The sequence below is a fragment of the Polynucleobacter antarcticus genome, assembly GCF_013307245.1.
Taxonomy (GTDB): Bacteria; Pseudomonadota; Gammaproteobacteria; order Burkholderiales; family Burkholderiaceae; genus Polynucleobacter; species Polynucleobacter antarcticus.
In genome coordinates, this window is sequence record NZ_CP028941.1 from 1,388,273 (window position 1) to 1,411,961 (window position 23,689).

The following is a 23,689-nucleotide window of genomic DNA, read 5'->3' on the forward strand; positions in this document are numbered from 1 at the left end:
CTTTACCTCTCGCCTTCTAGCTGCTGCCTACGGACACGCGCAAAATAGATTTCGCTTTCCACTAACTCTTGGCATTGCATACATTTATTGCAAATTGCGGCCTGCTCACGTAATTCCTCAATCGACCCAATGGGATGACTGTCTAGGTATTCGCGAAGATCAATATCCAGGACCTCATTACAGAGGCAAATGACTTCAGCCATGGGTTAAAAAAGGAGTAATAAGCTGCATTTGCTCTATTTTGCCACCCCCTTGCTAAAATCAAGCCCATGCTAATTACCTTTCAGGATGCCTTCCTACTTCTCGCTCAGCTAGATGCTGGGGTCATAGGGATTGTGCTGGTATCTCTCCAGGTCAGTTTGACTGCGCTACTATTTGGCACCTTGCTGGGCCTGCCCATTGGCGCCCTTTTAGCTACCGAAGAATTTAGAGGTAAGAAGGCCACCACCGTCCTAATCAATACCCTCATGGGGGTACCTACCGTGATCGTGGGTGTTGTGATTTATCTATTGCTATCCCGGAGCGGGCCTTTGGGGCCATGGGGGTGGCTATTCACACCTAAGGGGATGATTCTGGCGCAAACCCTGCTGACAACCCCATTAATCGCCGCCCTAAGCCGCCAAATACTGGAAGATTCTTGGAAAATTCATCGAGACTCCTTTAAAGCGCTTCGGCTGCCTCATCTTTCTTCCCTCAAGTGGCTCATGTGGGACTGCCGCTTTTCTCTGACCATTGCTGTGCTTGCTGGCCTAGCCAGAGCTATATCTGAGGTGGGAGCGGTCATGATCGTGGGCGGAAATATAGATGGCTTTACGCGCACCATGACTACCGCCATTGCCTTAGAGACCAGTAAGGGTGATCTTCCTTTAGCACTCGCCCTCGGTATTGTTCTGCTCATGATTGTGCTTTTGGCCAATCTATTTACATTTGCTGTCAGACAAGTTGCGGAGCGTCGCTATGGTTGATGCTCGGGAAAATATGAATCACTTTATTGAGCTCAAAGAGATTATTGTCAAAAGCGACGGGCGCATCATCCTCAATATTCCCCACGCGCTCATTCCCACTGATCGTATTTGCGCTTGTATTGGTCCTAATGGTGCTGGCAAAACGACTTTTTTAAAACTGATTGATGGCTTAATTACGCCTGATTCAGGAAGTATTGTCCATTCATCTAGCGAGACGCGATCATCTTTGGTTCTGCATCACACTCCTATGATTAAGGCATCTGCTCGGATCAATATGGCTTTGGTTCAAGATGCTGATCCCAGCATCAGCAGTGCAGATATTGATGCAGTCATAATCCAAATTGGACTAAGCCAACTAGCCAATAGCCCCGCACATAAACTTTCTGCCGGCGAGAGACAAAAATTGTGCCTAGGTAGAGTTATGCTCCAAAAACCCAACTTAGTATTATTGGATGAGCCCACAGCTAACTTGGACCCCACTACTACAGAGCAAGTAGAAGAAATCATTCGTCAATTCAGACAACGTGGCTCTAGCGTTATTTTTACTTCGCACCAGCTTGCCCAAGTACAAAGATTAGCGGATTACATAGTATTTATTGATCATGGCGAGATCAAAGAAAAAGGACCCGTAGGTCCTTTCTTTTCCAGCCCCCAGACACAGGCAGCGAAACGCTACCTCCATCAAGAGTTACTGTCAGAGTAGCGCTTACTTTGCTGCTGGTGCCGCCGCTACAGGCGCTATAAAAGGGGGCACAACCGCACAAGCAGCTGGCGCTGGCGTACCAGACACCCGATATTGATCAGCGACTTTGTTTTGAGACTGACAGAGCTGAAAGTTACCAACCCGGCCAGCATAAGCAGTCTTTGCCTTTGCTAAGTCAGCAGCAGCTTGTGCCTCAGGTGTTAGCGGAGGGAGTGCAGCAAACGCAGCGGCACTTGCAAATGAACAAAGTGTAATAACGATGATTTTTTTCATGACTTTGTCCTTATTTATTTACTTTGTCGTACCAGAGCTTATGGTGCTCTTTAGCCCAAGTAGCATCAACAGAACCTGTTCTCATGCCATCGAGTGAGCCTTGCATACCAATCGATCCAATGTAGATGTGACCCATGGCCATAGTCGTCATCAAAATTGATGCACTACTGTGAATGATGTTGGCAATCTGCATGGTGCCGCGGGTGTACTCAATCTGCATAAATGGCACGATCATATCGAGCACAAAACCAGAACCAGAGATCACTAATCCAAGGAAAGTCATACCGAACCAGAACCAAATTTTCTCACCGAAGTTAAAGAATCCAGCCGGAGGATGCTTTCCTGAAAGCAGACCACCAAAGGTCATTAACCAATTTAAATCACCTTCACCTGGCAGATTTTTCTTAGCCAGCAACAAGAAGAAAATCACAATACTGAGAGTAAATAGTGGGCCTGAAAAATTATGAATATTTTTCATAATATCCAAGAATGAGCCATAAGCTACCCCACCCATCATTGGTAGTGCAAAATATTTACCGTAAAGAATTAGTAAACCGGTTAAAGCCAATCCAATGAAGCTATACGCCATAACCCAATGGGTTAAACGCTCAAAGAAACTAAAACGCTTAATCAGATTGCCTGACATCGGCTCATGCAATTTAATGGGACCTTTAATGGCAAACATGCCAGCAATACCAAAGAAGGCAATTGCTAATAACCAACCGCCGTAAACCGTAATCACCCCGTTACGAATCACGCGCCACTGTTCACCAGCACGCTGAATCAGAACGCTCGCCTCTTTGTCAGGAATGCTGACGAAGTTATAAGGATCGCTTCCAGCTGATGTAAAAATCGAAGGATTCGCTGGTTGAGATTGAGCCTGCGTTCCCTTTGATATAGCCTCAAGATTTTTTGGCACAGAAAGTGGTGGCGGAACATCCACACCACTTGGTGAAGGCAAAGGCGCCATGGGCGCTTTCTGAGCAAAGCTAGACGCGCCAGCTAAGCTTAGAGTTAAACCTGCAGCCAACACCAAAGTACGGATAACTTTAGGTAATGATCGATTCATACAAATATCCTTAAACGTTTTCGTATTTATTTATTATTCTTCAGCGGATCACTTAGTGCGACGTTGCTCAGATTGGCTCAGGGTTCGCTTGTCAACAGACTCTGTCCAACTCGCCTGATCACCCGGTTTCCAATTTTTAGTCATAAACCCATTATCAGCACCCACATAAGGAGCAACGTCAGGACGTAAAGCTTTCCTAGCGGCGATCTGTGGTGGCTCAGAACAAGCGCCCAATAGGGATACAGTAGCGATCCCTAGGCCCAATACTTTAAGGATTGATTTCATTATTTGGCCCCTGGGATTTTGGTAGCAGCGGTAGGTGTAGGATCAGGAGTACCTGGGCCACCATAAGCAGTTGACCAACCAAATAATTGTGAACCTGTGTATTTTCCGTTAGCTTGACGATTTTCAACCCGCTTATTAAAGATACCGCTAATGATTTCGCTATCTCCACCAATCAATGCCTTGGTTGAACACATTTCAGCACACAAAGGTAATTTACCCTCAGCCAAGCGATTACGGCCATATTTCTTGAACTCGGCAACGCTACCGTTCGCCTCTGGGCCACCACTACAGAATGTGCACTTATCCATCTTGCTACGGACCCCAAAAGCACCAACACTCAAAAATTGAGGTGCGCCAAATGGACATGCAAATGAACAGTAACCGCAACCGATACAAATGTCTTTATCATGAAGTACAACACCTTCATCTGTACGGTAGAAACAGTCTACTGGACAGACCGCCATACAAGGCGCATCGGTGCAATGCATACAGGCTACCGATATAGACTTTTCTTGACCGATAATGCCGTCGTTTACCGTTACAACACGACGACGGTTTACGCCCCAAGGTACTTCGTTATCGTTCTTACATGCAGTTACACAACCGTTGCATTCGATGCAACGCTCTGTATCACAAATAAACTTCATTCTTGCCATGATTTTCTCCGGACTTTAATTATTTAGCTTAGGCAAACTTTTCGATTTGACACATAGTGGTCTTGGTTTCCTGCATGTTGGTTACTTGATCGTAACCATATGTCGTCGCCGTATTCACTGACTCACCAAGAATGATTGGAGATGCGCCTTCTGGATAGAACTTGCGCAAATCTGCACCTTGCCACCAACCAGAAAAATGGAAGGGGATGAATGCGGTTTCTTGATCGACACGCTCTGTGACCATTGCACGAACTTTAATCTTAGCGCCTGTCGGAGATTTAACCCATACATAATCCCAATTCTTAATTCCACGAGCAGCAGCAGCTTTCGGGTTGATCTCCACAAAGTTTTCTTGCTGAAGCTCAGCCAACCAAGGATTAGAACGGGTCTCTTCACCACCACCCTCGTACTCAACCAAACGACCAGAGGTCAAAATAATTGGGAACTTTTCGTACAACTTATCTTTCAAGTTTTTATCTTGCAGAGTCTTGTACAGAGTTGGTAAGCGCCAGAAGTTCATCTTGTCTCCTGAGGTTGGATACTTACGCATCATCGCCTCATTTGTACTGTATAGCGCTTCACGGTGGACCGGAATTGGGTCTGGGAAGTTCCAAACCACTGCACGGGCTTTTGCGTTACCAAAAGGATGGCAACCATTTTTCATCACAACGCGCTGGATACCACCAGATAAGTCTGTCTTCCAGTTTTTTCCGTCGGCCTGCTTTTGCTCATCTTCAGTCAACTGGTTCCACCAGCCGAGCTTCTTCACAAGCACGTGATCAAACTCAGGATAACCCGTCTTAATGGCTGAACCTTTTGAGAATGAACCATCTTCAGCAAGCAAGTTGACACCGTCTTTTTCTACACCAAAGTTAGCGCGGAAGTTGCCGCCGCCTTCCATAACTGTCTTACTGGTGTCGTAAAGATTTGGGGAGCCTGGGTGCTTAATTGCTGCTGTGCCGTAACAAGGCCATGGCAAGCAATAGTAATCACCAGCAGTATCGTAGCCAGACACAGGATCAACACCTCCGCGGGACTTCAATGTGAACGGATCAAAATTACCCGCCATGCGCATGTGGGCCTTGATACGCTCCGGGGTTTGACCGGTGTAACCAATAGTCCAAACTGAGCGGTTAATCTCGCGTAAGATGGACTCGATTTCAGGCTCTTTCCACTGTTTGCCAGCAAACTTAGAGTTCTCCATCTTAAAGTTTTTGGACAGTTCTTGACCAAAGCCCAAGCGATCAGCAAAAGCTTGCATGATGACGTGGTCAGGAACAGATTCAAACAAGGGGTCAATAACTTTCTCACGCCACTGAATAGAGCGATTCGACGCAGTCACAGATCCGCGGGTCTCAAATTGAGTTGTTGCCGGAAGCAGATACACATTGCGATTCTTATTGATCGTATTACCCTCAGCTGGAGGCATGGCTGCCATCGCTGCAACTGCAGTAGGGTATGGATCAACCACCACTAATAAATCCAGCTTATCCATTGCGCGCTTCATATCCAAGCCGCGAGTTTGGGAGTTAGCAGCATGACCCCAGAAGAACAAACCTTTAACGTTCGTTTGCTGGTCAATCATGTCTGGATTTTCAAGAATAGCATCAACCCAACGAGAAACGGTTGTACCGGATTTCTCCATCATGTCAGGTGCGTAACGACCTTTGATCCACTCATAGTCAACACCCCAAACAGAGGCAAAGTGCTTCCACGAACCAGCAGCAAGGCCATAGTAGCCTGGCAAGGAATCTGGATTAGGGCCTACGTCAGTAGCGCCCTGAACGTTACAGTGACCGCGGAAAATATTCGTACCACCACCAGACTTTCCAACGTTACCTAGTGCTAATTGCAAAATACAAGAAGCACGAACCATCGCATTACCGATAGTGTGCTGGGTTTGACCCATACACCATACGATCGTACTTGGGCGGTTCATAGACATGGTTTGAGCAACTTTGAATACCTGAGCCTCGGGAACACCACAGGCCTCTTCTACATTCTTCGGATTCCACTTCTCCATCACCTCTTTACGGATGTCTTCCATGCCATAAACGCGGTCGTTAATGTACTTCTTGTCTTCCCAGCCGTTTTTGAAGATGTGATACAAAACACCGAACAAAAATGGAATGTCTGTACCTGAACGGATGCGAACATATTCGTCTGACTTTGCAGCTGTGCGGGTGTAGCGAGGATCAACTACGATGACTTTGCAACCCTTCTCTTTTGCATGCAACAAACTCAACATCGAAACAGGGTGAGCTTCTGCAGCATTTGAGCCGATATATAGGGCTGCCTTGGAATTCATCATGTCGTTGTAACTATTGGTCATCGCACCATAGCCCCAGGTGTTTGCAACACCGGCTACTGTTGTGGAGTGACAAATACGCGCTTGATGGTCTGTATTGTTGGTACCAAAGAAAGAAACCCACTTACGCAATAGGTATGCTTGTTCGTTGCTTTGCTTGGAAGAGCCAATAAAGAATAATGAGTCTGGGCTGTACTTCGTACGCAAATCTTTCATCTGCGCAGTGATTTCAGTTAGAGCCTGATCCCAAGAGATTTTTTGGTACTTACCATCAACCAGCTTCATGGGGTAACGCAAGCGATATTCGCCATGTCCGTGTTCACGGAGGGAGGCGCCCTTAGCGCAGTAGGCGCCCATATTAATTGGGGAGTCAAAATTAGAATCTTGGCGAACCCACACACCATTTTCAACTGTAGCGTCGGTGGAGCAACCTACTGAGCAGTGTGAACATACCGTTCTTTTAACTTCAATTTTGCCTTTGCCGTCCAGCATATCTCTCATGCTTGGTTCAGCAACCGCTTTCTGCACAAAACTCAGCTGACTTGCAGCAATACCAGCGCCTACGCCTACGCCAGATCGCTTCAGGAAAGTTCTACGATCCATCGTAGGAACCGCTGCTTTTAATCCGCGAGATAAGCTACCGATTAAGTGAGAAGTTGAACGACTGCTTTGTGGAGTATTGGATTTACGAGTCAGACTCATATTTTGTCCCTGAAAATAATATTAGTTAGTTGTATTAGTTATGTACTGGCCTGATAAAGCGTGTTTTAGAGCATCGTTGTTTCGTAATATTTTCGAATATGGGCGGTCAACTGATAGCCTTCATCCTTAGATTTGACAGTACTACCGATCTCCTGAATCACTGCTTTACCAATGGAGGTTTGTGAGGCAACGGCTACGGCACCGACAGTGGCACCTGCTCCGATAAAAAACTTCCTGCGTGCAGGTTTATTTTCTTCATTTACTGCAGTAGTAGATTTAGTGCTCATCTCAAACTCCTATTAGGTGCAAAATTTATATAAATGAGTGTAATTGGAAATTGCATTTTTTGCATATTTGTCATTATTTTTTTATAGGTAATTTCCCTTGTGTGCGGTGCAGCATTAAAGCATGTCAAAACTCTGCCCCTCAATAGCCAAAAACTCTCTAGTCAAAGCAGCAACTGGCTGATAAAGGAGCAACTCTGGAATAGCATCAATCGCATCACATAATTCGTCATACCAAGGGCGAATATGGTCATTAAAAAAGATTTGCTGATTTGTGAGGTTGGATATCTCCACATCATCCCCTGCAATAAGGTAGCGCATCACCTCACATAGCGCAGAAATGTGGTCCTCTGTCTCCGTAATTTGCTCAGCGGCCTCTAGGCCGAACTTTGCTAAGGCATTACGAATATTGACCAATGGCCGCTCATTTAAGTGGCCCGCCATGTAATAAGAGCCATTAAGAATGACATTAGGCCGACCTACGCTGATGAAATTCAAATCAAATTCATCCTGCCATTCCTTAGCGGAATGGGACTTTGCCGCTGCAGCCACGCTCTGCCATACCTTTGATAAAGGTGCATCTGTATTTTGAGCTTCCTCCCCCTGGGGAATAGAAGCCACTATCTGATCAAGCAACTCTTGGTCGGGCGCTTGATGAAAGAGCCTGGCAATCAGGCCATATAGATCGGCTCGCGCCAAGTCTTCTGGGAGCCCCACATCCCCAATCTCAGTGGAGGTATGTTCCATTGTTGGCTCATTTATTGGTGCTTTTATTGGTTCGCTCATGTTTCTTTATTCACCATATCCACTACACGACAATCACTACACATTTTTAACCTATCCAGTGATCCAGAAAACGCCCCATGAGCTCCTAACTTGAGGAGCATCAGATCTACCATCTTGGCAGTACCAAACACCTTGCCGCAACTAATGCAATGAAAGGGCTTAGTTTCATTGATTTCGACACGTTGCTTACGTGCCTCTACAGTCTGCAATCGGGGTGCCAAAGCAAGAGCCTTCTCTGGGCAAGTTTGTACACAAATGCCGCATTGAACGCACTGCTTCTCAATAAAAGAGAGCTTAGGTTCATCTAAATTATCTAGTAAAGCGCCTTCAGGACAGCTACCTACGCAAGACATACACAAGGTGCAGGCATCTTGATTGATCTTGAGGCCACCCAAGAAAGAAGATGAAGGCAAAGCGACTCCACCAACTGGAAGCGGTGTTTTTGCTTGCTTTTCTAGATGCTCCAGAACCGCTTCAATGGTTTCCCGCTTTTGCGTCGTGAGGCCAAAGCTAGCAGGAGAGCAAATCGCTGGCAAGGCACCGCGCTGACGCAGCTTACCCATTGCAGCCGAGGCAGCTTGCAGGTCCTCTACAGAATCGAGCTGAATCAAAGAAATCCTGGCATCAAATCTATAAGCAGCCAACATCGCGTTGCCTAAGGTACTTTGGGTTTCCAAAGCGGCGCGGTAGGATGGATCTTCATCTCCAGTCAGTAAAAGCACCACTTCACCAAAGCCATAACTCAAGGCGCCCAGCCACACATCTAAACCGGTAGAGGCAATATGCTCAATGCCGTAGGGCAGAACAAAAGAAGGTAGGCCCTGAAACTGCTTGGGTCGTAAGTGGGCTGCTCGTCCGAGGGCATCTATTAGTTGAGTGCCTACTTTTAAGTTGTGTAGCAATAAGGTTGGCGCAATGGATTGCTTTGCCTTAGCGCTCTCAGCACCAAAGACGGAAGCAAGGGCCTTAATTTCTTTTCCTTGATGCGGTACGCTCGGATAGTTATAGCGCATTGCACCTGATGGACACACCGTTGAACAAGCACCACAACCCATACACAAATTCGGGTTGACCTCAACAGTGCCTTGGCCATTATTGAATAAAGAACTAATCGCACCCGTAGAGCAAGCATCAATACAAGCATTGCACCCTACTTTGCCATTACGGCCATGCGCGCATATTTTTTCGTTATAGACAAAATACTTGGGCTTCTCAAATTCCCCAACTAGCCCGAGTAGTTGCTGCGCAACAAGAGATTGCTCAAATGCATCTGAGCCTGGCGCAAAATAACCTTGCGGTGTTTGACTCATTTGCATCTGTGGGTCGCTGCGCAAATCCATAACTAAATCAAACTCAGAACTACGTTTGCGCTCCACCCGATCAAACGCAATGGCACCAATTCCTGCGCAGGCCGTAACGCAGGCGCGGTGCGACTTACATTTATTTAAATCAATCTGAAATGCATCATCGATAGCGCCCTCAGGACAGACTTCGACGCAAGCACCACACCGAGTACACATCTCGGGATCGATTGGATTTTGCAAATCCCAATCCACCGTAAAGTTACCGAGATAGCCCTCTAACTTTGTTACTTGACCTGTATAAACGGGGAAATTTCTAGCGAGTGGTAGTGGGCTTGGATCGGTACACAACACTGATACATCGAGAGAGGAACCCAGTTTTTCAGCCCAAGATAAGGCTTGATGGCCAGGCCCCACAATCAGCAACCTTCCCTGACTCTCATAATTGACAACAGGCACTGGATCAGCTGCAGGCATGTCTGCCAAGGCCAGCAAAGCGGCAATCTTCGGTGAAGATGTTTTAGCTTCTTGAGTCCAACCCGCTATCTCACGAATATTTACAAAACGTAGTGGTGCTACCAATGGCTTTTCTGACTGCATAGCTAATTCACTAAAGAGCGCACTTTCTTGAGTACAAGCAATGATCAGCTCTTCACTGCCATTCATTGCCTTCATTGCTACGCCCACTTCTTGTCGACACAAGGAGGTATGCACAGGCACGCCCAGCACCTTGGCATCTAAGGGCATGGTTCCATTGCAATTGCAAAGTAATTTTTGGCTCATCAGTAATTTTCCGAATTCATCTTCTTACATCATTTTATTAAGTTGTTTTTTTATCTACGGGAACGGTAGTGATGGAATCCAGCCCTGAATCGGGGGTCAGTTCTTCGGATGTTAAATCAGTTTCCTGCACTGGGGGTAAATGCTGATCTTCTATCAATACTGCAGCCTCAGTCGATGGAACAGCATCTGCATTAGCGGTCTCGGGTAGCTTTTTAGCATCCTGATCGACTTCATCATCCTTGCGAAAGATATTGAGCATGTCGGACTGCACCATGCGTTTGAGCATTTCTAAAGGAATCGGATCGGGCTTAGAGTAGTCACCAATGTAAATATCTAAGCCATCCATGATGTTGAAGTGCGGATCAGAAAACATTTTCTTCATGGCCGCTTGTTGAACTGCAGGATCTACACCTGGCTGAATAAAGGCCGAGAAATCTGGTGCAAAACGGTCTATCTTTTCTACATCATCTAAGGTGATTACAGGGGGTAACTCTTCTTGCTGAGGTGCATTTGCAATCGCATCATTGTTAATAGCAAGATCTTGCTTAGTCGTATCGACTGATTTTTTATCAGGCTCGATTTGTTCTCCCGCCTTTCGGCGTGACCAACGATTCAGAAAGCCATCAGCCATTAATCCTCCACCGCTCGATTCGCGCCCTTAAATGACTCAGGACGATGCCGTTTTTTTGGCTCAGGACGATAGTGCTGATTAACGTACTCTTGTAACCATGAAGCATGCTCTGTACTGAGCAGAACATTATCAACAGATTCACCACCATCGAGAAGGCGTCCTGCCTCGTTATAGCTCACACTAATGCGGTGCGGTACGGCAAAGGTGGGTTCAGATTTAGCCAACTCAAGAGATTGCTCATCAATATAGCGTTCGATATCTTCCTCAAGACGCCACATGACAAACCAGCAAGGCTTGGTTGCTGATAGGTTCAAGTAATAACCCTCTGCTTCATCTGGAAAAAGATTTAGTTCATAACCTGTAAACAACCAAGTCTCTCCCTGCTCATCTCTTCCCAAAAATTGCCCAGAGATTTGATCTATTTTGCTGGGCTGACCTGACTGACTAGTAAATTCGCCAAAATCAGGCAACACTTCCTGAGGCGCCCAACGGAAAGAAATCCATGGGTTATCAATAAACTCCTTACGCATGACAACAGCAAATCGCATAAGTCCTTAGGTATTCTGAACAACAATGCTCGGAAATTTACTACTCATATCTTTTGATAGGCTGGCCACCCTAATAGCCACGCGTCTGGCAATCGTTTTATAAATAATACTAATCGCACCATCAGGATCAGCGACTACAGTAGGTCGCCCAGCATCGGCTTGTGCACGAATTGATAAATTCAAAGGGAGCGCGCCCAAAAAGTCAGTGCCATACTCTTTACACATTTTCTCTCCGCCGCCACTACCAAAAATATGTTCTTCATGGCTGCAGTTTGGGCAAACATAAGTGCTCATGTTTTCAATGATGCCAACAATGGGAACGCCTACCTTCTCAAACATTTTGAGACCCTTGCGCGCATCTAATAATGCAACATCTTGAGGAGTAGTGACAATCACTGCGCCTGTCACTGGCACTTTTTGCGCTAAGGTTAATTGAATATCACCAGTACCTGGGGGCATATCCACAATCAAATAATCGAGATCGCGCCAACGGGTTTGACGAAGTAGTTGCTCTAAAGCGGAGGTGACCATCGGGCCACGCCATACCATAGGCGCATCGGCATCAATTAAAAAGCCAATTGAGCTTGCTTGCAAACCATGCCCTTCCATCGGCTCAATCATATTGTCTGCAACTGCTTCGGGTCTGCCGGTAATACCCAACATCATCGGTTGACTTGGACCGTAAATATCGGCATCTAACATACCAACTTGTGCACCTTCTGCAGCTAGAGCCAAGGCTAAGTTAACTGCTGTAGTCGATTTACCAACACCACCCTTGCCACTAGCTACTGCAATAATATTTTTCACCCCAGGCAATAGCTTTACGCCACGCTGCACGGCATGGGCCACAATTTGACTGCTGACATTGACGGTGACATTCTTCACGTCAGGCAGTTCGCGCAGAACACTGATGACCGATTTACGAATGGCATCAAACTGACTTTTGGCCGGATATCCCAACACAATATCAAGGGTGATATCTGCACCATCCACTCGCAAATTTTTGACATTCTTACCTGCCACAAAATCGATATTGGTATTTGGGTCTATCAGACCCTTTAATGCTGCTTGAACTATTTCTACGGTAACTGCCACCAATTTCTCCTATGACAAACTTTCCCTAAGGGACCCTAAGGGGAATCTCAATCTGGTCTATTGAGATCCATTACAAATAACGGAATAGCGGGTAGGTTAACCGCACATGCAAAAAATTGCTTAAAACGAGATTATTGCTGATGCCTCACTGAGATAAGGGAAAGCCAGCATCACTGATTAACTGGCCAGCCAACTCAGGCGATAAGGTCGTTTCCAAGGTCAGCACTTGGGTCGCTAAATCAGCCTGCACCTTGGCCAATGGGTCTTGAGCCTGAACCGCACGGGTGACAGCATTAATACAACCGCCACAGGTCATGCCGGAAACTTTGAGATTAAACATCTTGTCCTTTAAAAGAGGTTATTTAAGTCCATACTGGTGATTATCTGCTATGACGACATCAAAACTGACACATTCTGAGTTTTTTACCCTCGATATTGGGGGGATGACCTGCGCCTCATGCCTTAACCGGGTAGAAAAAGCCTTGAGTAGCATTCCGGGGGTTGAAGCTGCTACGGTCAATTTAGCTACTGAGCAAGCACGTATTCGGATAAAACCAGGCACTGCAAGCCTTGAAGACATTATTAACGCCGTTGAAAAGACGGGCTATAGCGCCAAAGAGAGCACGCCCCAAGGCAATGCCAGTCGGGATGTTGCTAAGTCATTCTGGGCAGCCGATGGCTTAGCCCGTGTAGTTTTGGGTTTTATGCTCTCCACCCCACTCTTCTTGCCCATGGTGCTGATGCCCTTTGGAGTCGATTGGTCTTTATCAGGCTGGTGGCAATTGGCTTTAGCAACGCCAGTGCAATTTATATTGGGGTGGCGATTTTATGTAGCGGGCTATAAATCCCTCATGGCGGGTGCTGGCAATATGGACTTACTGGTTGCACTAGGTACGAGTGCTGCTTATGGACTCAGTCTTTACCTTCTGCTCAATTCAAGCCATGCTCATGAACTGTATTTCGAGGGATCAGCGGTCATCATCTGCATGGTCTTATTGGGGAAATGGTTAGAGGCACGTGCCAAGCAGCAAACGAGTGAAGCCATTCGAGCGCTCCAAAAACTCTGGCCTGAGCATGCCAAGGTAATAGATCGTCAACTTACTGAACTGGGCAGTTCAAGTATTCGCCCAGACCAATATCGTGATTTACCTTTAGATCAAGTGTTGCCAGGTGATCGCGTATGGGTACTTCCCGGTGAACGTATTCCAGTAGACGGCACCATCCTGTCAGGCACTAGTCATGTGGATGAGTCTTTACTTACCGGGGAAAGTACTCCAGTCAAAAAGTCTGTGGACGCTAAAGTCATCGGCGGCTCTCTCAATGGCGAGGGTGCTTTAGTTGTGAGTGCAGTAGCTGTTGGTGTTGAAAGCGTGCTCTCGCAAATTATTCGCTTAGTAGAAGATGCACAAACCCAAAAAGCGCCGATTCAAAAACTCGTAGATCAAGTGAGCGCCATCTTTGTCCCGGCGGTGATTGTTTTAGCACTGATCACTGGTCTGGGTAATTGGCTTTATTTAGACTCAATCTCTATTGCTATTTTGCGCGCCGTCTCTGTTCTCGTCATTGCCTGCCCTTGCGCGCTTGGTTTAGCGACCCCTGCGGCCATTATGGCGGGCACTGGTGTGGCTGCACGCTTTGGCATTTTAATTAAAGATCCACAAGTGTTAGAGCAAGCCCATCGCTTAGACATCGTTGCCTTTGATAAAACAGGCACCCTCACAATTGGCAAGCCACGCTTACTTCAGCTTCTTGCATTTGATCATGTCAAGGTCAGTGCCGATGAAATATTAGCCACTGCAGCAGGTCTGCAATTAGGCAGTGAGCATCCCTTAGCTAGAGCGCTGATTGATTTCGCGAAAGATCAACATGTCTTGCCCATCTCTACCTCTGCAAGTACAGCATTACCCGGAATTGGTATAGAAGGCATTCCTATGACGGGGGCTTTTGCTGGTCATACCGTCCGCTTACAAAGCGTGAGCTCTCTCGAGAATAGTTCTATCCTTCCCGCCGTCCTCAAAAAAGCACAAGATTTTTTTGATCAAGGGCACACGGTTTCTGTATTAATGGATGCTAGTAGCTCGCAAGATATTACTGTTAGCTCCAATCTCACCCCCATTGCTATCCTAGCATTTGGTGATGAGCTGAAACCGCATGCTAAACAAGCGATTACCGCCTTACATGCACTCAGCATTCGTACCGTCATGATCTCCGGAGATAACTTAGCTGCTGCCCAGACGGTAGCTCAATCGATTGGTATAGATGATGTGTTTGCACAAATAATGCCTGGCAATAAAGCGAACATCATTCAACAACTTCAAACATCATCCCTATTTAGTTCAGCATCAAGCAATTCAGCTAGTGGCAAAAAACACTATGTTGCCATGGTAGGCGATGGGGTCAATGACGCTCCAGCCTTAGCTATGGCAGATGTGGGTATGGCAATGTCTACTGGTACGGATGTGGCTATGCAGGCAGCAGGCATTACTTTGATGCGAGGTGATCCTAGCTTAGTGGCGGATGCCATTGATATCTCCAAAAGAACTTGGAATAAGATCCGTCAAAATTTATTTTGGGCATTCGCATTTAATACGATTGGTATTCCGATGGCGGCGTTTGGCTATTTATCCCCGATGCTGGCTGGCAGTGCTATGGCCCTCTCGAGTTTCTTTGTACTAAGCAATGCTTTACTGCTCAAACGCTGGCGACCAAGCCAGCTATCAACTCAATAGTTTGAGTGGGCTCAATGTATCTTTGAGTTTATCTTTGATTTTATTTTGGATTTTTACGGACCAACTCAATATCACCATACAGTGCACGCGTTTCTGATTTCGTATTATCGGTATCAGTGAGTAAGGCAATACCAATCAGATTGCCTGGCGCCACTCCATAAGCGAGCTTGTAATCTGCCGCGAGGTCCCGCTCATGCTTGTGCCAATTGCCTAAGTTTTCCCAACCAGAATCGACCACAATCATTTTAATGCGCGATGTATGTGCATTATTGATAATAGTATTCACGGGACTTTTACCTGACCAGATGTACATCAGCGTGGCATAGGGCATCTCTTGACCGCTAATTAAACTAGCCATCTCAAAGGTAAATTTTTCTTTAAGCGGTAATTTGGTTTTATTACCATCAAAGGCCACAAGAATTCTGAGGGGCGCGTCATCATGATGGCCTTCTGCATTATCTGCTTTCGGTATCGCGCCCACTGCCTTCCACTCCCACTGTAGTGATAAGTTTTGCACTGTGCGGGGCGTAAGTTTTACGGCTAGACCTGAAGCAGAGACTTTAGAGTTAGCGGCAAGAACTGTTCTGCCCTGATAATTTTCCAAGCGGTAAACCGTATTTTTCTTATGCGGTGCGATGCGATAAAAATGCCATCCTTGAGGCATACCAGTACGTGCTTTTTCTGCAGAAAATTTAGGCAATTCCTCCTGGGCTGGTAACTGATCTGCATTAAATGCTTGCCCCGCCTCATTTTGAACAGAGTTACCTGTCAGCGCAGCGCAGCCAGTCAGCAGCGTGGTAGCGCCAACGCATAAGAGCAAGAATATTCTGGAGAGCATGCCTGCAATTGTCCCAAAGAAATGGGGTGTGGGTCTAAAATCAGTCTATGCGCCATCAATCCCCCTCAAGCTGGGCTGCCATTTGCATCTTTATTGCCGCAGTGGTGCATTTCGCCTTGGGCTTCTCGATTGAATTCTCAGTAGATGAAGCGCATTACGTTCTATATGCCAAGCATTTAGCTTGGAGTTACTTTGATCACCCTCCTCTCGTCGGATGGATTCAATGGCCACTCGTTAGTCTGACTTCTTCTGAAGGCATCATTCGGCTCATCCCTGAAATGCTTTGGATACTGTCTGCCTACTTGGTCTATCAAGTGACCCTAGAAATTCATCATGTGCTTCAGGGGCGTAATGCAGGCTATTTAACTACTGCTCTACCTTCAGCTAGTTTGTGCGGATTGATGGCAGTGCTGGCTATTGTTGCAGCGCCGCTGCCCCATGTTTTAGCGATTGGCCTTTTGCCAGACACCCTATTGACCCCATTGAGCCTTGGCCTCATGTGGATGGCATTACGCTGGATCAGAAAAGATGTTGTTTCAATGGCAGATTGGCTGCTAATGGGCTTACTCTTGGGTCTGGCAGGACTCAGTAAATACACAGCTGTATTTACTGCCTTTGCGCTCTTACTGGTCTTTTTAAGTGCCCCCAAAAAACCTTGGCTTAACACAATGGGTTTTTGGTTCGCTGCCCTTCTAGCGCTCATCATCATTAGCCCAGTGCTGTACTGGAACTGGGTAAACGATTGGATCTCCTTCAAATACCAAATTGCCCATGGCAGTGGCGGTACCTGGGCCTGGCGCAGGGTGGCTGCTTTTATCGGCATACAGATTGCTTGTTTTGGTCCGCTCCTACTCATCGGCCTCTTTATATTTGTCAAGGACTGTCTACGTTCGAACAAAGTCATTCTGGTGGCTTTGCTTAGCTTCTTTTTCATCCCCTTTACTATTTTTGCCGCTTTATCCGGTGGCGGTGGCTTACCCCACTGGACCATGCCTGCTTGGTTTTGCTTAGCCCCTTTTGTGGGGATTGGTCTCGCCAAAGCCTGGGTGATGAAAGGTCGCTTGACTATTAAAATCATTTTTATAGTGCAAGTTCTGATTTGTCTATTAGGATTTAGTTTTGTACTCGCTGGAGGCATCAATAGCGCCGCGATTAAATCGAATCCCATTGCCGATCTCTATGGTTGGAAGATAGCCGGTCAAAAAGCAGCCCAACTTGCACAGGCCAGCAAAGTTGAGGGAATTGCCGTACAGAATTGGACTTTGGGCAGCAGAGCAGCTTGGTATGCCAGCCCCCTCCCCGTTTTTGTTCTCGATCAGCGTAAAGATCAGTTTGACCTCTGGTTTGGGGGGCTTCCCAATGGGGCCAGCGTCTTGCTAATGAATTGGTCAGGCATGGCCTTTAATCCTCCGATCGGAGGAAATAGGGCTTTTGAACGGTGCGAACCCTTAGAGAGCCTAGAAGTAATCCGTTTTGGTCAGGTTCTGTCAAGATTTGACTTTAGCCTATGCCATCACTGGCAAGATGCTGGGACTCCACGCTAATTCCCCAGATTCAGGTATTTTCATGATCTGAGCTGCTCAAGGCATTATCCTTATGCCTATGAGCTCGCAACCGCAATCCACCCCTAAAGCCACATCTGGATGGAAAGTACTCCTCAAGCGGGCATGGCCAACTATTCGTATCGTGCTATCGGTAGCCCTACTTTGGAAAGCCACTAGCGGAATTGACTGGCACACACTCTTAGATTCAGAAATCCAGATGCAGCCATGGTGGTTTCTGGGGGCTGGCCTAACGATGTTGAGCGCTTTTATCTGTGGTGGTTTACGCTGGGGCTTCTTGATGCGTAAAGTAGGATTTCAGGGAAGCTTAAAAAATTATGTGGCCTTATATTTTGCTGGCGGATTGATAAACCAAGGCCTACCAAGTACCTTAGGTGGTGACAGCTATCGCGCTATTACCGCAACCCATATGAATATTAGTGGCGTACTTACTGAAAAAACTACGCTAGATAAAGAACTGCATCAGTCGGTTGACTTAGAACATGCCACTCCAAAATTACGCCTGAGTTTTTCTATGGTCTTTGTTGATCGCTTACTCGGTTTAGCAGGCAACAATTTATTAGGCGGTATTGGTCTTATTTTGGGTGGTGCTACCTTAGCCGTTTGGGGACAGGATCTGGGTTACGTCGTCACCAGCATCATGATTTTTGCAATCCTCATTGCTTCACTTGTTTTAGCCTGGAGACCCACGAGCCAATTCTTGCAAAAGATTCTTGCGAAAATGCAAATGGGCGATGCCTTACCCGGAATTCAGTTTGCATTTTCTTGGCCGATGAATATTGCTCAAGCAATCTTTGCGATTGTTATTCATGCACTGACAATACTCACCCTTTTGTTCTGCCTAAAAGCTTACGGAGTAGATGCACCCATTGAAAGCTTAATGATTGGATTACCCGCACTGAGTTTGTTACTCATGCTACCAATTAGTATTTCAGGTTGGGGCCTGCGCGAAGCCACGCTCTCCTCAGTATTAGCACTGTGGGGCATAAATCCCTCCATTACCGTACTAGCTTCAATTAGTTATGGCGCGATCACCATACTTGCAGTTCTGCCTGGTGCTTTTGTTTTATTAAAACGGAAATAATCTTTTCAAAGCCATACTATGACTATTAGCGTCAACACTATGCGTGCCATCGACCACTGGGTCGGCGTGCCCCTTTGCGCTATCGCAAGCCCCATCGTCGCCCTTATGGATGGAGTCAAGAATATATTTACCCGCGGGGCTGCTGCCCCTCAAAAATTACTCTTTATTGAATTATCCGAAATGGGTAGTGCTATTTTGGTTGATCCAGCGATGCGCAATGCGCAAGCGCGTGGCGCTGAAATCTTTTTCCTGATTTTTAAAAGTAATCGTGCAAGCTTAACCTTACTCAATACAGTCAAGCCTGAGAATATTTTTACGATTGACTCTTCAAGTCTCCTTGGCTTGATTAAAGATACCCTGCACTTCTTAATAGTTGCTCGCAAGCATCGGATTGATACTGTGATTGACTTGGAACTGTTTTCACGATTTACCGCTTTACTCACTGGATTATGTGGAGCACGTCGTCGTGTGGGCTATCACATTTTTCATGGTGAGGGATTATGGCGGGGTTTTATGCTGACGCGCAAAGTGCATTACAACCCACATATTCACATCACCAAAAACTTTTTATCTTTAATTCACGCGGCGTTTGCTCAAAAGATAGAAGTTCCTTTCAGTAAAATTCAGATCGCTGACTCTGAAGTTCGCTTAGAACAGGCGGTGATCGATCCTACTGTTTTAAATACCGTGCGGGAACGTATTGAAACACTGAGCCAAGCAACTGGCATTGAATTTACCCAAGGCAAACAACGTCTTATTTTGGTTAACCCCAATGCCAGCGATCTGTTGGTGCAAAGGCGCTGGGCACAGCAACGATTCTCAGAGCTGATTCAAGGTTTGAGCGAACGTTACCCCAAAGATCTCATTTTAATTACCGGCTCCCCTGCAGAATTTGACTACGTAGAAAAGGTGCGCTCTGTCGCTAATGTAAAACATGCCTTGAACTTTGCTGGGCAAGTCAGCTTTGCAGAATTACCGCCACTCTATACCCTGTCAGATGTCATGGTCACCAATGATTCTGGACCAGGTCACTTCTCTGCAGTTACAGCGCTGCGAACGGTTGTATTGTTTGGGCCAGAAACGCCTGCCCTCTATGGATCTATAGGCAAGTCTATCGCCATTACCGCCAATCTTGCATGCTCGCCTTGCGTGAGTGCAGCGAACCATCGTAAAACTCCCTGCCATGACAATGTGTGCATGCAGGCGATCACGGTATCTCAGGTATTAGAGAAAATGGCGTATCAACTGAGCGAAGCCGATAAAGAAAAATCACGCTAATTTAGATGGCTAAGCACAGCAAACCAGAGGGAAGACTTGCATCAAGCTTAGTGTGGTGCATTCCTCTGATTCCCTTAGCGCTAACGATTGCTATTTATTGGGGTGACTTACAAACACCTACGTTTTTATGGATTAATCGCTATACCCAAATTCTTCCAGATGTGATCTGGACCTGGCTCACCTTTCTTGGTAATGGCTGGGGCATGTATGCCTTGTGCTTTCCTCTCTTGCTATTAGCGCCACGACTCCTCAGTGCTGGACTGATAGCAGCGCTTCTTGGCGGCATTGTGAGTCAAATCTTAAAACTCTGGCTAGCACTACCAAGACCTGCTGGTGTGCTGGCTATGGAAGACTTTTATCGTATCGGTGAGCCTTTACTTTTTAAAGCCATGCCTTCGGGTCATACAATTACTGCTTTTGCTGTTATCTCCGGAATTTACTTTGCTAGCACCAAAGATAAACGTTCCTCTCTTTGGTGGCTATTTATCCTTGCTGTTTTTTCAGGATTGTCGCGCAATGCTATTGGCGCGCACTGGCTTACTGATGTCTTAGCTGGTTCGGCAATTGGCTTATGGGCTGGCATGATCGGTGCATGGATCTCAGAATATATTCCAGATCGCCAGTTAGCACCCAATAAAATTGGCCCAAGAATTTTGGCGCTTGGTGGAGTGGGAGCGATTTATGTATTGCTCACACAAACCTTAGATTCCGACTTAAACCAATCGCTGCAATATGCCTGCGTGGCATTAATCGCCATCACTTTGGCTTTTTTTATTAAAGCACAGACAACTAAGGCTATTTAACGATGTTTAGTTACCGCCATGCTTTTCATGCAGGTAGTCATGCCGATATTCTGAAGCATTTGGTCTTGATTCACTTGGTGGAATATCTTCAAGAAAAGCCCGGCGCACTCACCATGGTCGACACCCATGCAGGTGCTGGTATTTACAGCCTAACCGATGGCTTTGCTGCAGTGAGCAATGAAGCGAGTGGCGGCATTTATCGTTTAATGCAATTTGCAGCCGAAGAAAAAGTGGCAGGTAGATCTTTAAGCGCGGGTATCGAGAGCTATCTTGACTGTATTCGTGCTGAGAACATTGACTCAGCAAACGGCGAGATCCACATTTATCCCGGCTCACCTTTTATCTTGGCGCGCTTGATGAGACCCCAGGATCGACTCAAATTGTTTGAACTACATCCTAGAGAAATCGATGTCTTACGTCACAATATTGATCAGTTAAAACAAGCCAAGCAAACAGATATCTACGCAGCAGATAGCTTTACTAGGCTAAAGGGTTTATTGCCACCACCTAGTCGACGTGGCTTAGTCCTCATTGATCCCTCTTATGAGGATAAACAAGATTATCGATATCTTGAGAGCGCCATGGAGGAAGCAATGCATCGCTTTGCTACAGGATGCTATGCCATCTGGTATCCCATGCTCTCCAGAAGAGAATCCGCAGCACTCCCAGACCGTATGAAAAAAATTGCCGGCAGTCATCAACGCCCATGGCTGAATGTAGAGCTGAGAGTGGAGAACTCCCCTAAGGAGCGGCGCCTTCAGGCTAGCGGGCTATTTATTATCAATCCACCCTGGACTTTAGAGAAACATCTTGCCGAGAGCTTACCAATCTTAACGAAGGCATTAGGCCAAGATAGTGGTGCGCAATTTTTATTGAAAAGCTTTGAAGTCTAAAGAGGCTTAACTGACTTCATCAATGTATTCTTTAGTACATTAGTCACGTACAGTGATCATGATTTCATTACGGCGCATAAACGGTAGAGACCAAGGCGGGTTATAACGCGCAAATTGCGGCTCACTGATGGGCTTCCAACCTTTAAGAGCTATCCAAGCTTCTAGTGACTGTGTTTTTTCCTGCACCTTCTCTTTGCCATAAAAACCTGAAAAAGTAATTACCGCTTTTTTCTCAGCAGGTATTTCTCTTATTTGAACAAGGGGATTTAAGGGCTTAGGTAAAGTAGCTAAGGTGTACTCAGAGGGCATCACAAACGATACCGTCCATTCCTTGACAGTCGCTTTATCGGATTTAGCCTCTTCAATAGTGACTGGCACAGTCATTGCAATTTTTTTACTATTGTTGTTTTTATCCTCAGCACTAGCCTCTATAGCCACAGGCGCAGTCATCGATATTTTTTCGCTTACCTGATTTTTACCAAAAATATATCCTGCAATCAGACGAAAGCCTTGATTCGATGCTGAATCAACATCTCCGCTGACTTTTACTTCAGCAACAATCAGCGGCGCATAGGCACGTAGTTCAAACGGCTCCGATTTTTCCAGAAGGGTAAATTTGGGTTCTTCAATTGCCATTGCAGCACTCGCAATCAATAGACTAGTCAGAACAAATAATATCTTCAAGGGAGCTTTCTTTGCATTTACTTTTTACCACTGAGATTGAATACTAAAACCCGCTCGATCATAAGTTACCTGCGCCTGGGCTCCGACCGGTAAGGTCAGCTTTTCTGCTTGATGCCCAAATGGCAAATCAGTCAACAGAACAATCTCCTCTGGAAGCCGCTGTCGAATACACTCCAAAGCACTTTCTAAACTATAGCCCCGATCGTGATCATGCAGGCGATAAGCTGAAAATCCGCCTAATAAGATAGCGCTTTGATTGCTGATGATGCCGGCATCTAATAGCTGCATCAACATCCGCTCTATGCGATAAGGATGCTCGTTAACATCCTCTAAAAACAAAATACCGCCTTGGGTTTGTGCGGGGCTCGGTAGATATGGAGTACCAATCAACCCGGTCAATACCGTTAAATTTCCACCCCACAGAATTCCAGAACAGGCGCCTGTGTCTGATTTTGTCAGGTACTTTTGGGAGGCGCTAACGGTGTAATCTAATTTATGATCCTGCACAGCCGTTTGAAATTGTTTCCACATGAAGGCATTTGGAGTAATGCTATCGCCCTGCTCGCCTTGGCACCCAAAATCAAAATTGAGCATGGGGCCAGATAAAGTAATGGCTCCCGTCTTTGCCAGCATCCCTAACTCGAATGCAGTGAAGTCACTATGACCGCAAATTTGCAGTCCTTTTTGAATATTCTGAGCAATGGCGCTCCAGTCAATATCAGGAAGTAGGCGATGTAAGCCATAGCCACCTCGCATTACAAGCACCAGTATCTCCGGAGATAAATCAGCCAGCTGGTTGATTTCAGATAAGCGCTGCTTATCAGTACCCGCAAAGCGTTGCTCTACGCGGCTTACGCAATCCGTATTGAGTATGTCAATACCCTGCTGTTTTAGCCAAGCAATTCCGGCTAAGGGACTTTGACTATCTAAGCTCGCTCCAGAAGGAGCAATCAAATGAATCTGCTTCAACGCCGCTCCTTGAAAAAATCTCGTAATAACTGACCACACTCCTCAGCCATGACCCCACCCTCCACTTGCGTCTGATGGTTAATCTGCTTTTCTGAGAATACATTAAGCACGCTACCAGCGGCGCCCGTTTTAGGATCATGGGCACCAAATACAACACGCTCTACCCTGGCATGCAACATGGCTCCTGCACACATCACACAAGGCTCTAAAGTCACGTAGAGAGTCGTGCCTGGCAATCTATAATTAGCCAGATCTTGTGCAGCAGCTCTAATAGCCATCATTTCTGCATGGGCGCTAGGATCATGACAACTAATGGGCTGATTAAAACCTGTTGAAATTACTTTTCCGTCGTGAACCAGCACTGCCCCAACAGGTACCTCACCGGCATGCGCTGCAAGCTTGGCTTGATCCAAAGCTTGTTGCATAAATTGACGATCAAGCTCAGCCTGCATAGGGCATC

General features: G+C 46.3%; 25 protein-coding genes. 8 read left to right on the plus strand and 17 right to left on the minus strand.

What is annotated here, in order from left to right; translation table 11 throughout:
• Window positions 1-2: 2 nt before the first annotated feature.
• Window positions 3-203: a hypothetical protein gene (locus DCO16_RS07270; protein WP_173943029.1), complete on the minus strand. Its 201-nt coding sequence runs from the start codon at window positions 201-203 to the stop codon at window positions 3-5.
• Between the two features lie 66 nt (window positions 204-269).
• On the opposite strand from DCO16_RS07270, the gene DCO16_RS07275 reads away from it, so the two are divergent.
• Both DCO16_RS07275 and DCO16_RS07280 read left to right on the plus strand, forming a co-directional pair.
• Window positions 270-965 carry an ABC transporter permease gene (locus DCO16_RS07275; RefSeq protein ID WP_173943030.1) on the plus strand — a complete coding sequence of 232 codons (696 nt, stop codon included), beginning with the start codon at window positions 270-272 and terminating at the stop codon, window positions 963-965.
• Window positions 958-1,668, plus strand: coding sequence for an ATP-binding cassette domain-containing protein (locus DCO16_RS07280; protein ID WP_173943031.1), 711 nt, complete (start codon window positions 958-960; stop codon window positions 1,666-1,668). The genes DCO16_RS07275 and DCO16_RS07280 overlap by 8 nt, the downstream gene beginning before the upstream one ends.
• Window positions 1,669-1,671: 3 nt before the next feature.
• On the opposite strand, the gene DCO16_RS07285 is transcribed toward DCO16_RS07280, so the two are convergent.
• The 12 genes from DCO16_RS07285 to DCO16_RS07340 all read right to left on the minus strand — a co-directional run bounded on the left by DCO16_RS07285 (window position 1,672) and on the right by DCO16_RS07340 (window position 12,729).
• Window positions 1,672-1,941, minus strand: a complete 270-nt coding sequence (locus tag DCO16_RS07285) for a hypothetical protein (RefSeq protein ID WP_173943032.1) — start codon at window positions 1,939-1,941, stop codon at window positions 1,672-1,674.
• Window positions 1,942-1,951: 10 nt separating this feature from the next.
• Entirely contained in the window at window positions 1,952-3,010 is a 1,059-nt protein-coding gene (locus tag DCO16_RS07290; RefSeq protein ID WP_173943033.1) for a formate dehydrogenase subunit gamma, read from the minus strand.
• Between the two features lie 48 nt (window positions 3,011-3,058).
• Entirely contained in the window at window positions 3,059-3,295 is a 237-nt protein-coding gene (locus DCO16_RS07295; RefSeq protein WP_173943034.1) for a hypothetical protein, read from the minus strand.
• Entirely contained in the window at window positions 3,295-3,951 is a 657-nt protein-coding gene (gene fdh3B / locus DCO16_RS07300) for a formate dehydrogenase FDH3 subunit beta (protein WP_173943035.1), read from the minus strand. The genes DCO16_RS07295 and fdh3B overlap by 1 nt, the downstream gene beginning before the upstream one ends.
• A 28-nt stretch (window positions 3,952-3,979) precedes the next feature.
• Complete coding sequence (locus tag DCO16_RS07305; protein WP_173943036.1) at window positions 3,980-6,961, minus strand: formate dehydrogenase subunit alpha; 2,982 nt, start codon at window positions 6,959-6,961, stop codon at window positions 3,980-3,982.
• 65 nt (window positions 6,962-7,026) lie between these two features.
• The gene (locus DCO16_RS07310; RefSeq protein ID WP_173943037.1) at window positions 7,027-7,248 is read right to left on the minus strand and encodes a formate dehydrogenase; all 222 of its coding nucleotides are present in this window, start codon (window positions 7,246-7,248) and stop codon (window positions 7,027-7,029) included.
• A gap of 114 nt (window positions 7,249-7,362) precedes the next feature.
• Window positions 7,363-8,031, minus strand: a complete 669-nt coding sequence (locus DCO16_RS07315; RefSeq protein WP_254598014.1) for a TorD/DmsD family molecular chaperone — start codon at window positions 8,029-8,031, stop codon at window positions 7,363-7,365.
• A complete protein-coding gene (locus DCO16_RS07320; protein ID WP_173943038.1) occupies window positions 8,028-10,115 on the minus strand; it encodes a 4Fe-4S binding protein in 2,088 nt (695 codons plus the stop codon). Before DCO16_RS07320 ends, DCO16_RS07315 begins: the two co-directional genes overlap by 4 nt.
• A 37-nt stretch (window positions 10,116-10,152) precedes the next feature.
• Window positions 10,153-10,746 carry a DUF3306 domain-containing protein gene (locus DCO16_RS07325; protein WP_173943039.1) on the minus strand — a complete coding sequence of 198 codons (594 nt, stop codon included), beginning with the start codon at window positions 10,744-10,746 and terminating at the stop codon, window positions 10,153-10,155.
• A complete protein-coding gene (locus DCO16_RS07330; RefSeq protein WP_173943040.1) occupies window positions 10,746-11,294 on the minus strand; it encodes a DUF3305 domain-containing protein in 549 nt (182 codons plus the stop codon). Before DCO16_RS07330 ends, DCO16_RS07325 begins: the two co-directional genes overlap by 1 nt.
• 6 nt (window positions 11,295-11,300) lie before the next feature.
• The gene (gene apbC / locus DCO16_RS07335; RefSeq protein WP_173943041.1) at window positions 11,301-12,389 is read right to left on the minus strand and encodes an iron-sulfur cluster carrier protein ApbC; all 1,089 of its coding nucleotides are present in this window, start codon (window positions 12,387-12,389) and stop codon (window positions 11,301-11,303) included.
• Window positions 12,390-12,534: 145 nt separating this feature from the next.
• Window positions 12,535-12,729 (minus strand): heavy-metal-associated domain-containing protein, encoded by a 195-nt coding sequence (locus DCO16_RS07340; protein ID WP_173943042.1) that lies wholly within the window; start codon window positions 12,727-12,729, stop codon window positions 12,535-12,537.
• Between the two features lie 49 nt (window positions 12,730-12,778).
• Here DCO16_RS07340 and DCO16_RS07345 point away from each other — a divergent pair, with 49 nt between their 5' ends.
• Entirely contained in the window at window positions 12,779-15,118 is a 2,340-nt protein-coding gene (locus DCO16_RS07345; RefSeq protein WP_173943043.1) for a heavy metal translocating P-type ATPase, read from the plus strand.
• Window positions 15,119-15,158: 40 nt separating this feature from the next.
• On the opposite strand, the gene DCO16_RS07350 is transcribed toward DCO16_RS07345, so the two are convergent.
• Entirely contained in the window at window positions 15,159-15,956 is a 798-nt protein-coding gene (locus DCO16_RS07350) for a DUF3047 domain-containing protein (RefSeq protein ID WP_173943044.1), read from the minus strand.
• Between the two features lie 47 nt (window positions 15,957-16,003).
• Between DCO16_RS07350 and DCO16_RS07355 the strand changes: the two genes are divergently transcribed.
• Genes DCO16_RS07355 through DCO16_RS07375 form a run of 5 tightly spaced genes read left to right on the plus strand, consistent with a single transcriptional unit; the run spans window position 16,004 to window position 21,576 of the window.
• On the plus strand, window positions 16,004-17,500 hold the full coding sequence (locus DCO16_RS07355; RefSeq protein ID WP_173943045.1) for a glycosyltransferase family 39 protein: 1,497 nt from the start codon (window positions 16,004-16,006) through the stop codon (window positions 17,498-17,500).
• A gap of 58 nt (window positions 17,501-17,558) precedes the next feature.
• Complete coding sequence (locus DCO16_RS07360; protein ID WP_173943046.1) at window positions 17,559-18,602, plus strand: lysylphosphatidylglycerol synthase transmembrane domain-containing protein; 1,044 nt, start codon at window positions 17,559-17,561, stop codon at window positions 18,600-18,602.
• Between the two features lie 18 nt (window positions 18,603-18,620).
• The gene (locus DCO16_RS07365) at window positions 18,621-19,880 is read left to right on the plus strand and encodes a glycosyltransferase family 9 protein (protein ID WP_173943047.1); all 1,260 of its coding nucleotides are present in this window, start codon (window positions 18,621-18,623) and stop codon (window positions 19,878-19,880) included.
• A gap of 5 nt (window positions 19,881-19,885) precedes the next feature.
• Window positions 19,886-20,683: a phosphatase PAP2 family protein gene (locus tag DCO16_RS07370; RefSeq protein ID WP_173943048.1), complete on the plus strand. Its 798-nt coding sequence runs from the start codon at window positions 19,886-19,888 to the stop codon at window positions 20,681-20,683.
• A 2-nt stretch (window positions 20,684-20,685) separates the two neighbouring features.
• Window positions 20,686-21,576: a 23S rRNA (adenine(2030)-N(6))-methyltransferase RlmJ gene (locus DCO16_RS07375; RefSeq protein ID WP_173943049.1), complete on the plus strand. Its 891-nt coding sequence runs from the start codon at window positions 20,686-20,688 to the stop codon at window positions 21,574-21,576.
• Window positions 21,577-21,615: 39 nt separating this feature from the next.
• On the opposite strand, the gene DCO16_RS07380 is transcribed toward DCO16_RS07375, so the two are convergent.
• From DCO16_RS07380 to tadA, 3 genes are read right to left on the minus strand one after another with little or no spacing between them, the layout of a single operon-like run.
• The gene (locus tag DCO16_RS07380) at window positions 21,616-22,260 is read right to left on the minus strand and encodes an SOUL family heme-binding protein (RefSeq protein ID WP_254598015.1); all 645 of its coding nucleotides are present in this window, start codon (window positions 22,258-22,260) and stop codon (window positions 21,616-21,618) included.
• A gap of 24 nt (window positions 22,261-22,284) precedes the next feature.
• Window positions 22,285-23,229 (minus strand): LD-carboxypeptidase, encoded by a 945-nt coding sequence (locus DCO16_RS07385; protein WP_173943050.1) that lies wholly within the window; start codon window positions 23,227-23,229, stop codon window positions 22,285-22,287.
• Window positions 23,226-23,681 carry a tRNA adenosine(34) deaminase TadA gene (gene tadA / locus DCO16_RS07390; protein WP_173943051.1) on the minus strand — a complete coding sequence of 152 codons (456 nt, stop codon included), beginning with the start codon at window positions 23,679-23,681 and terminating at the stop codon, window positions 23,226-23,228. The genes DCO16_RS07385 and tadA overlap by 4 nt, the downstream gene beginning before the upstream one ends.
• Window positions 23,682-23,689: the final 8 nt, after the last annotated feature.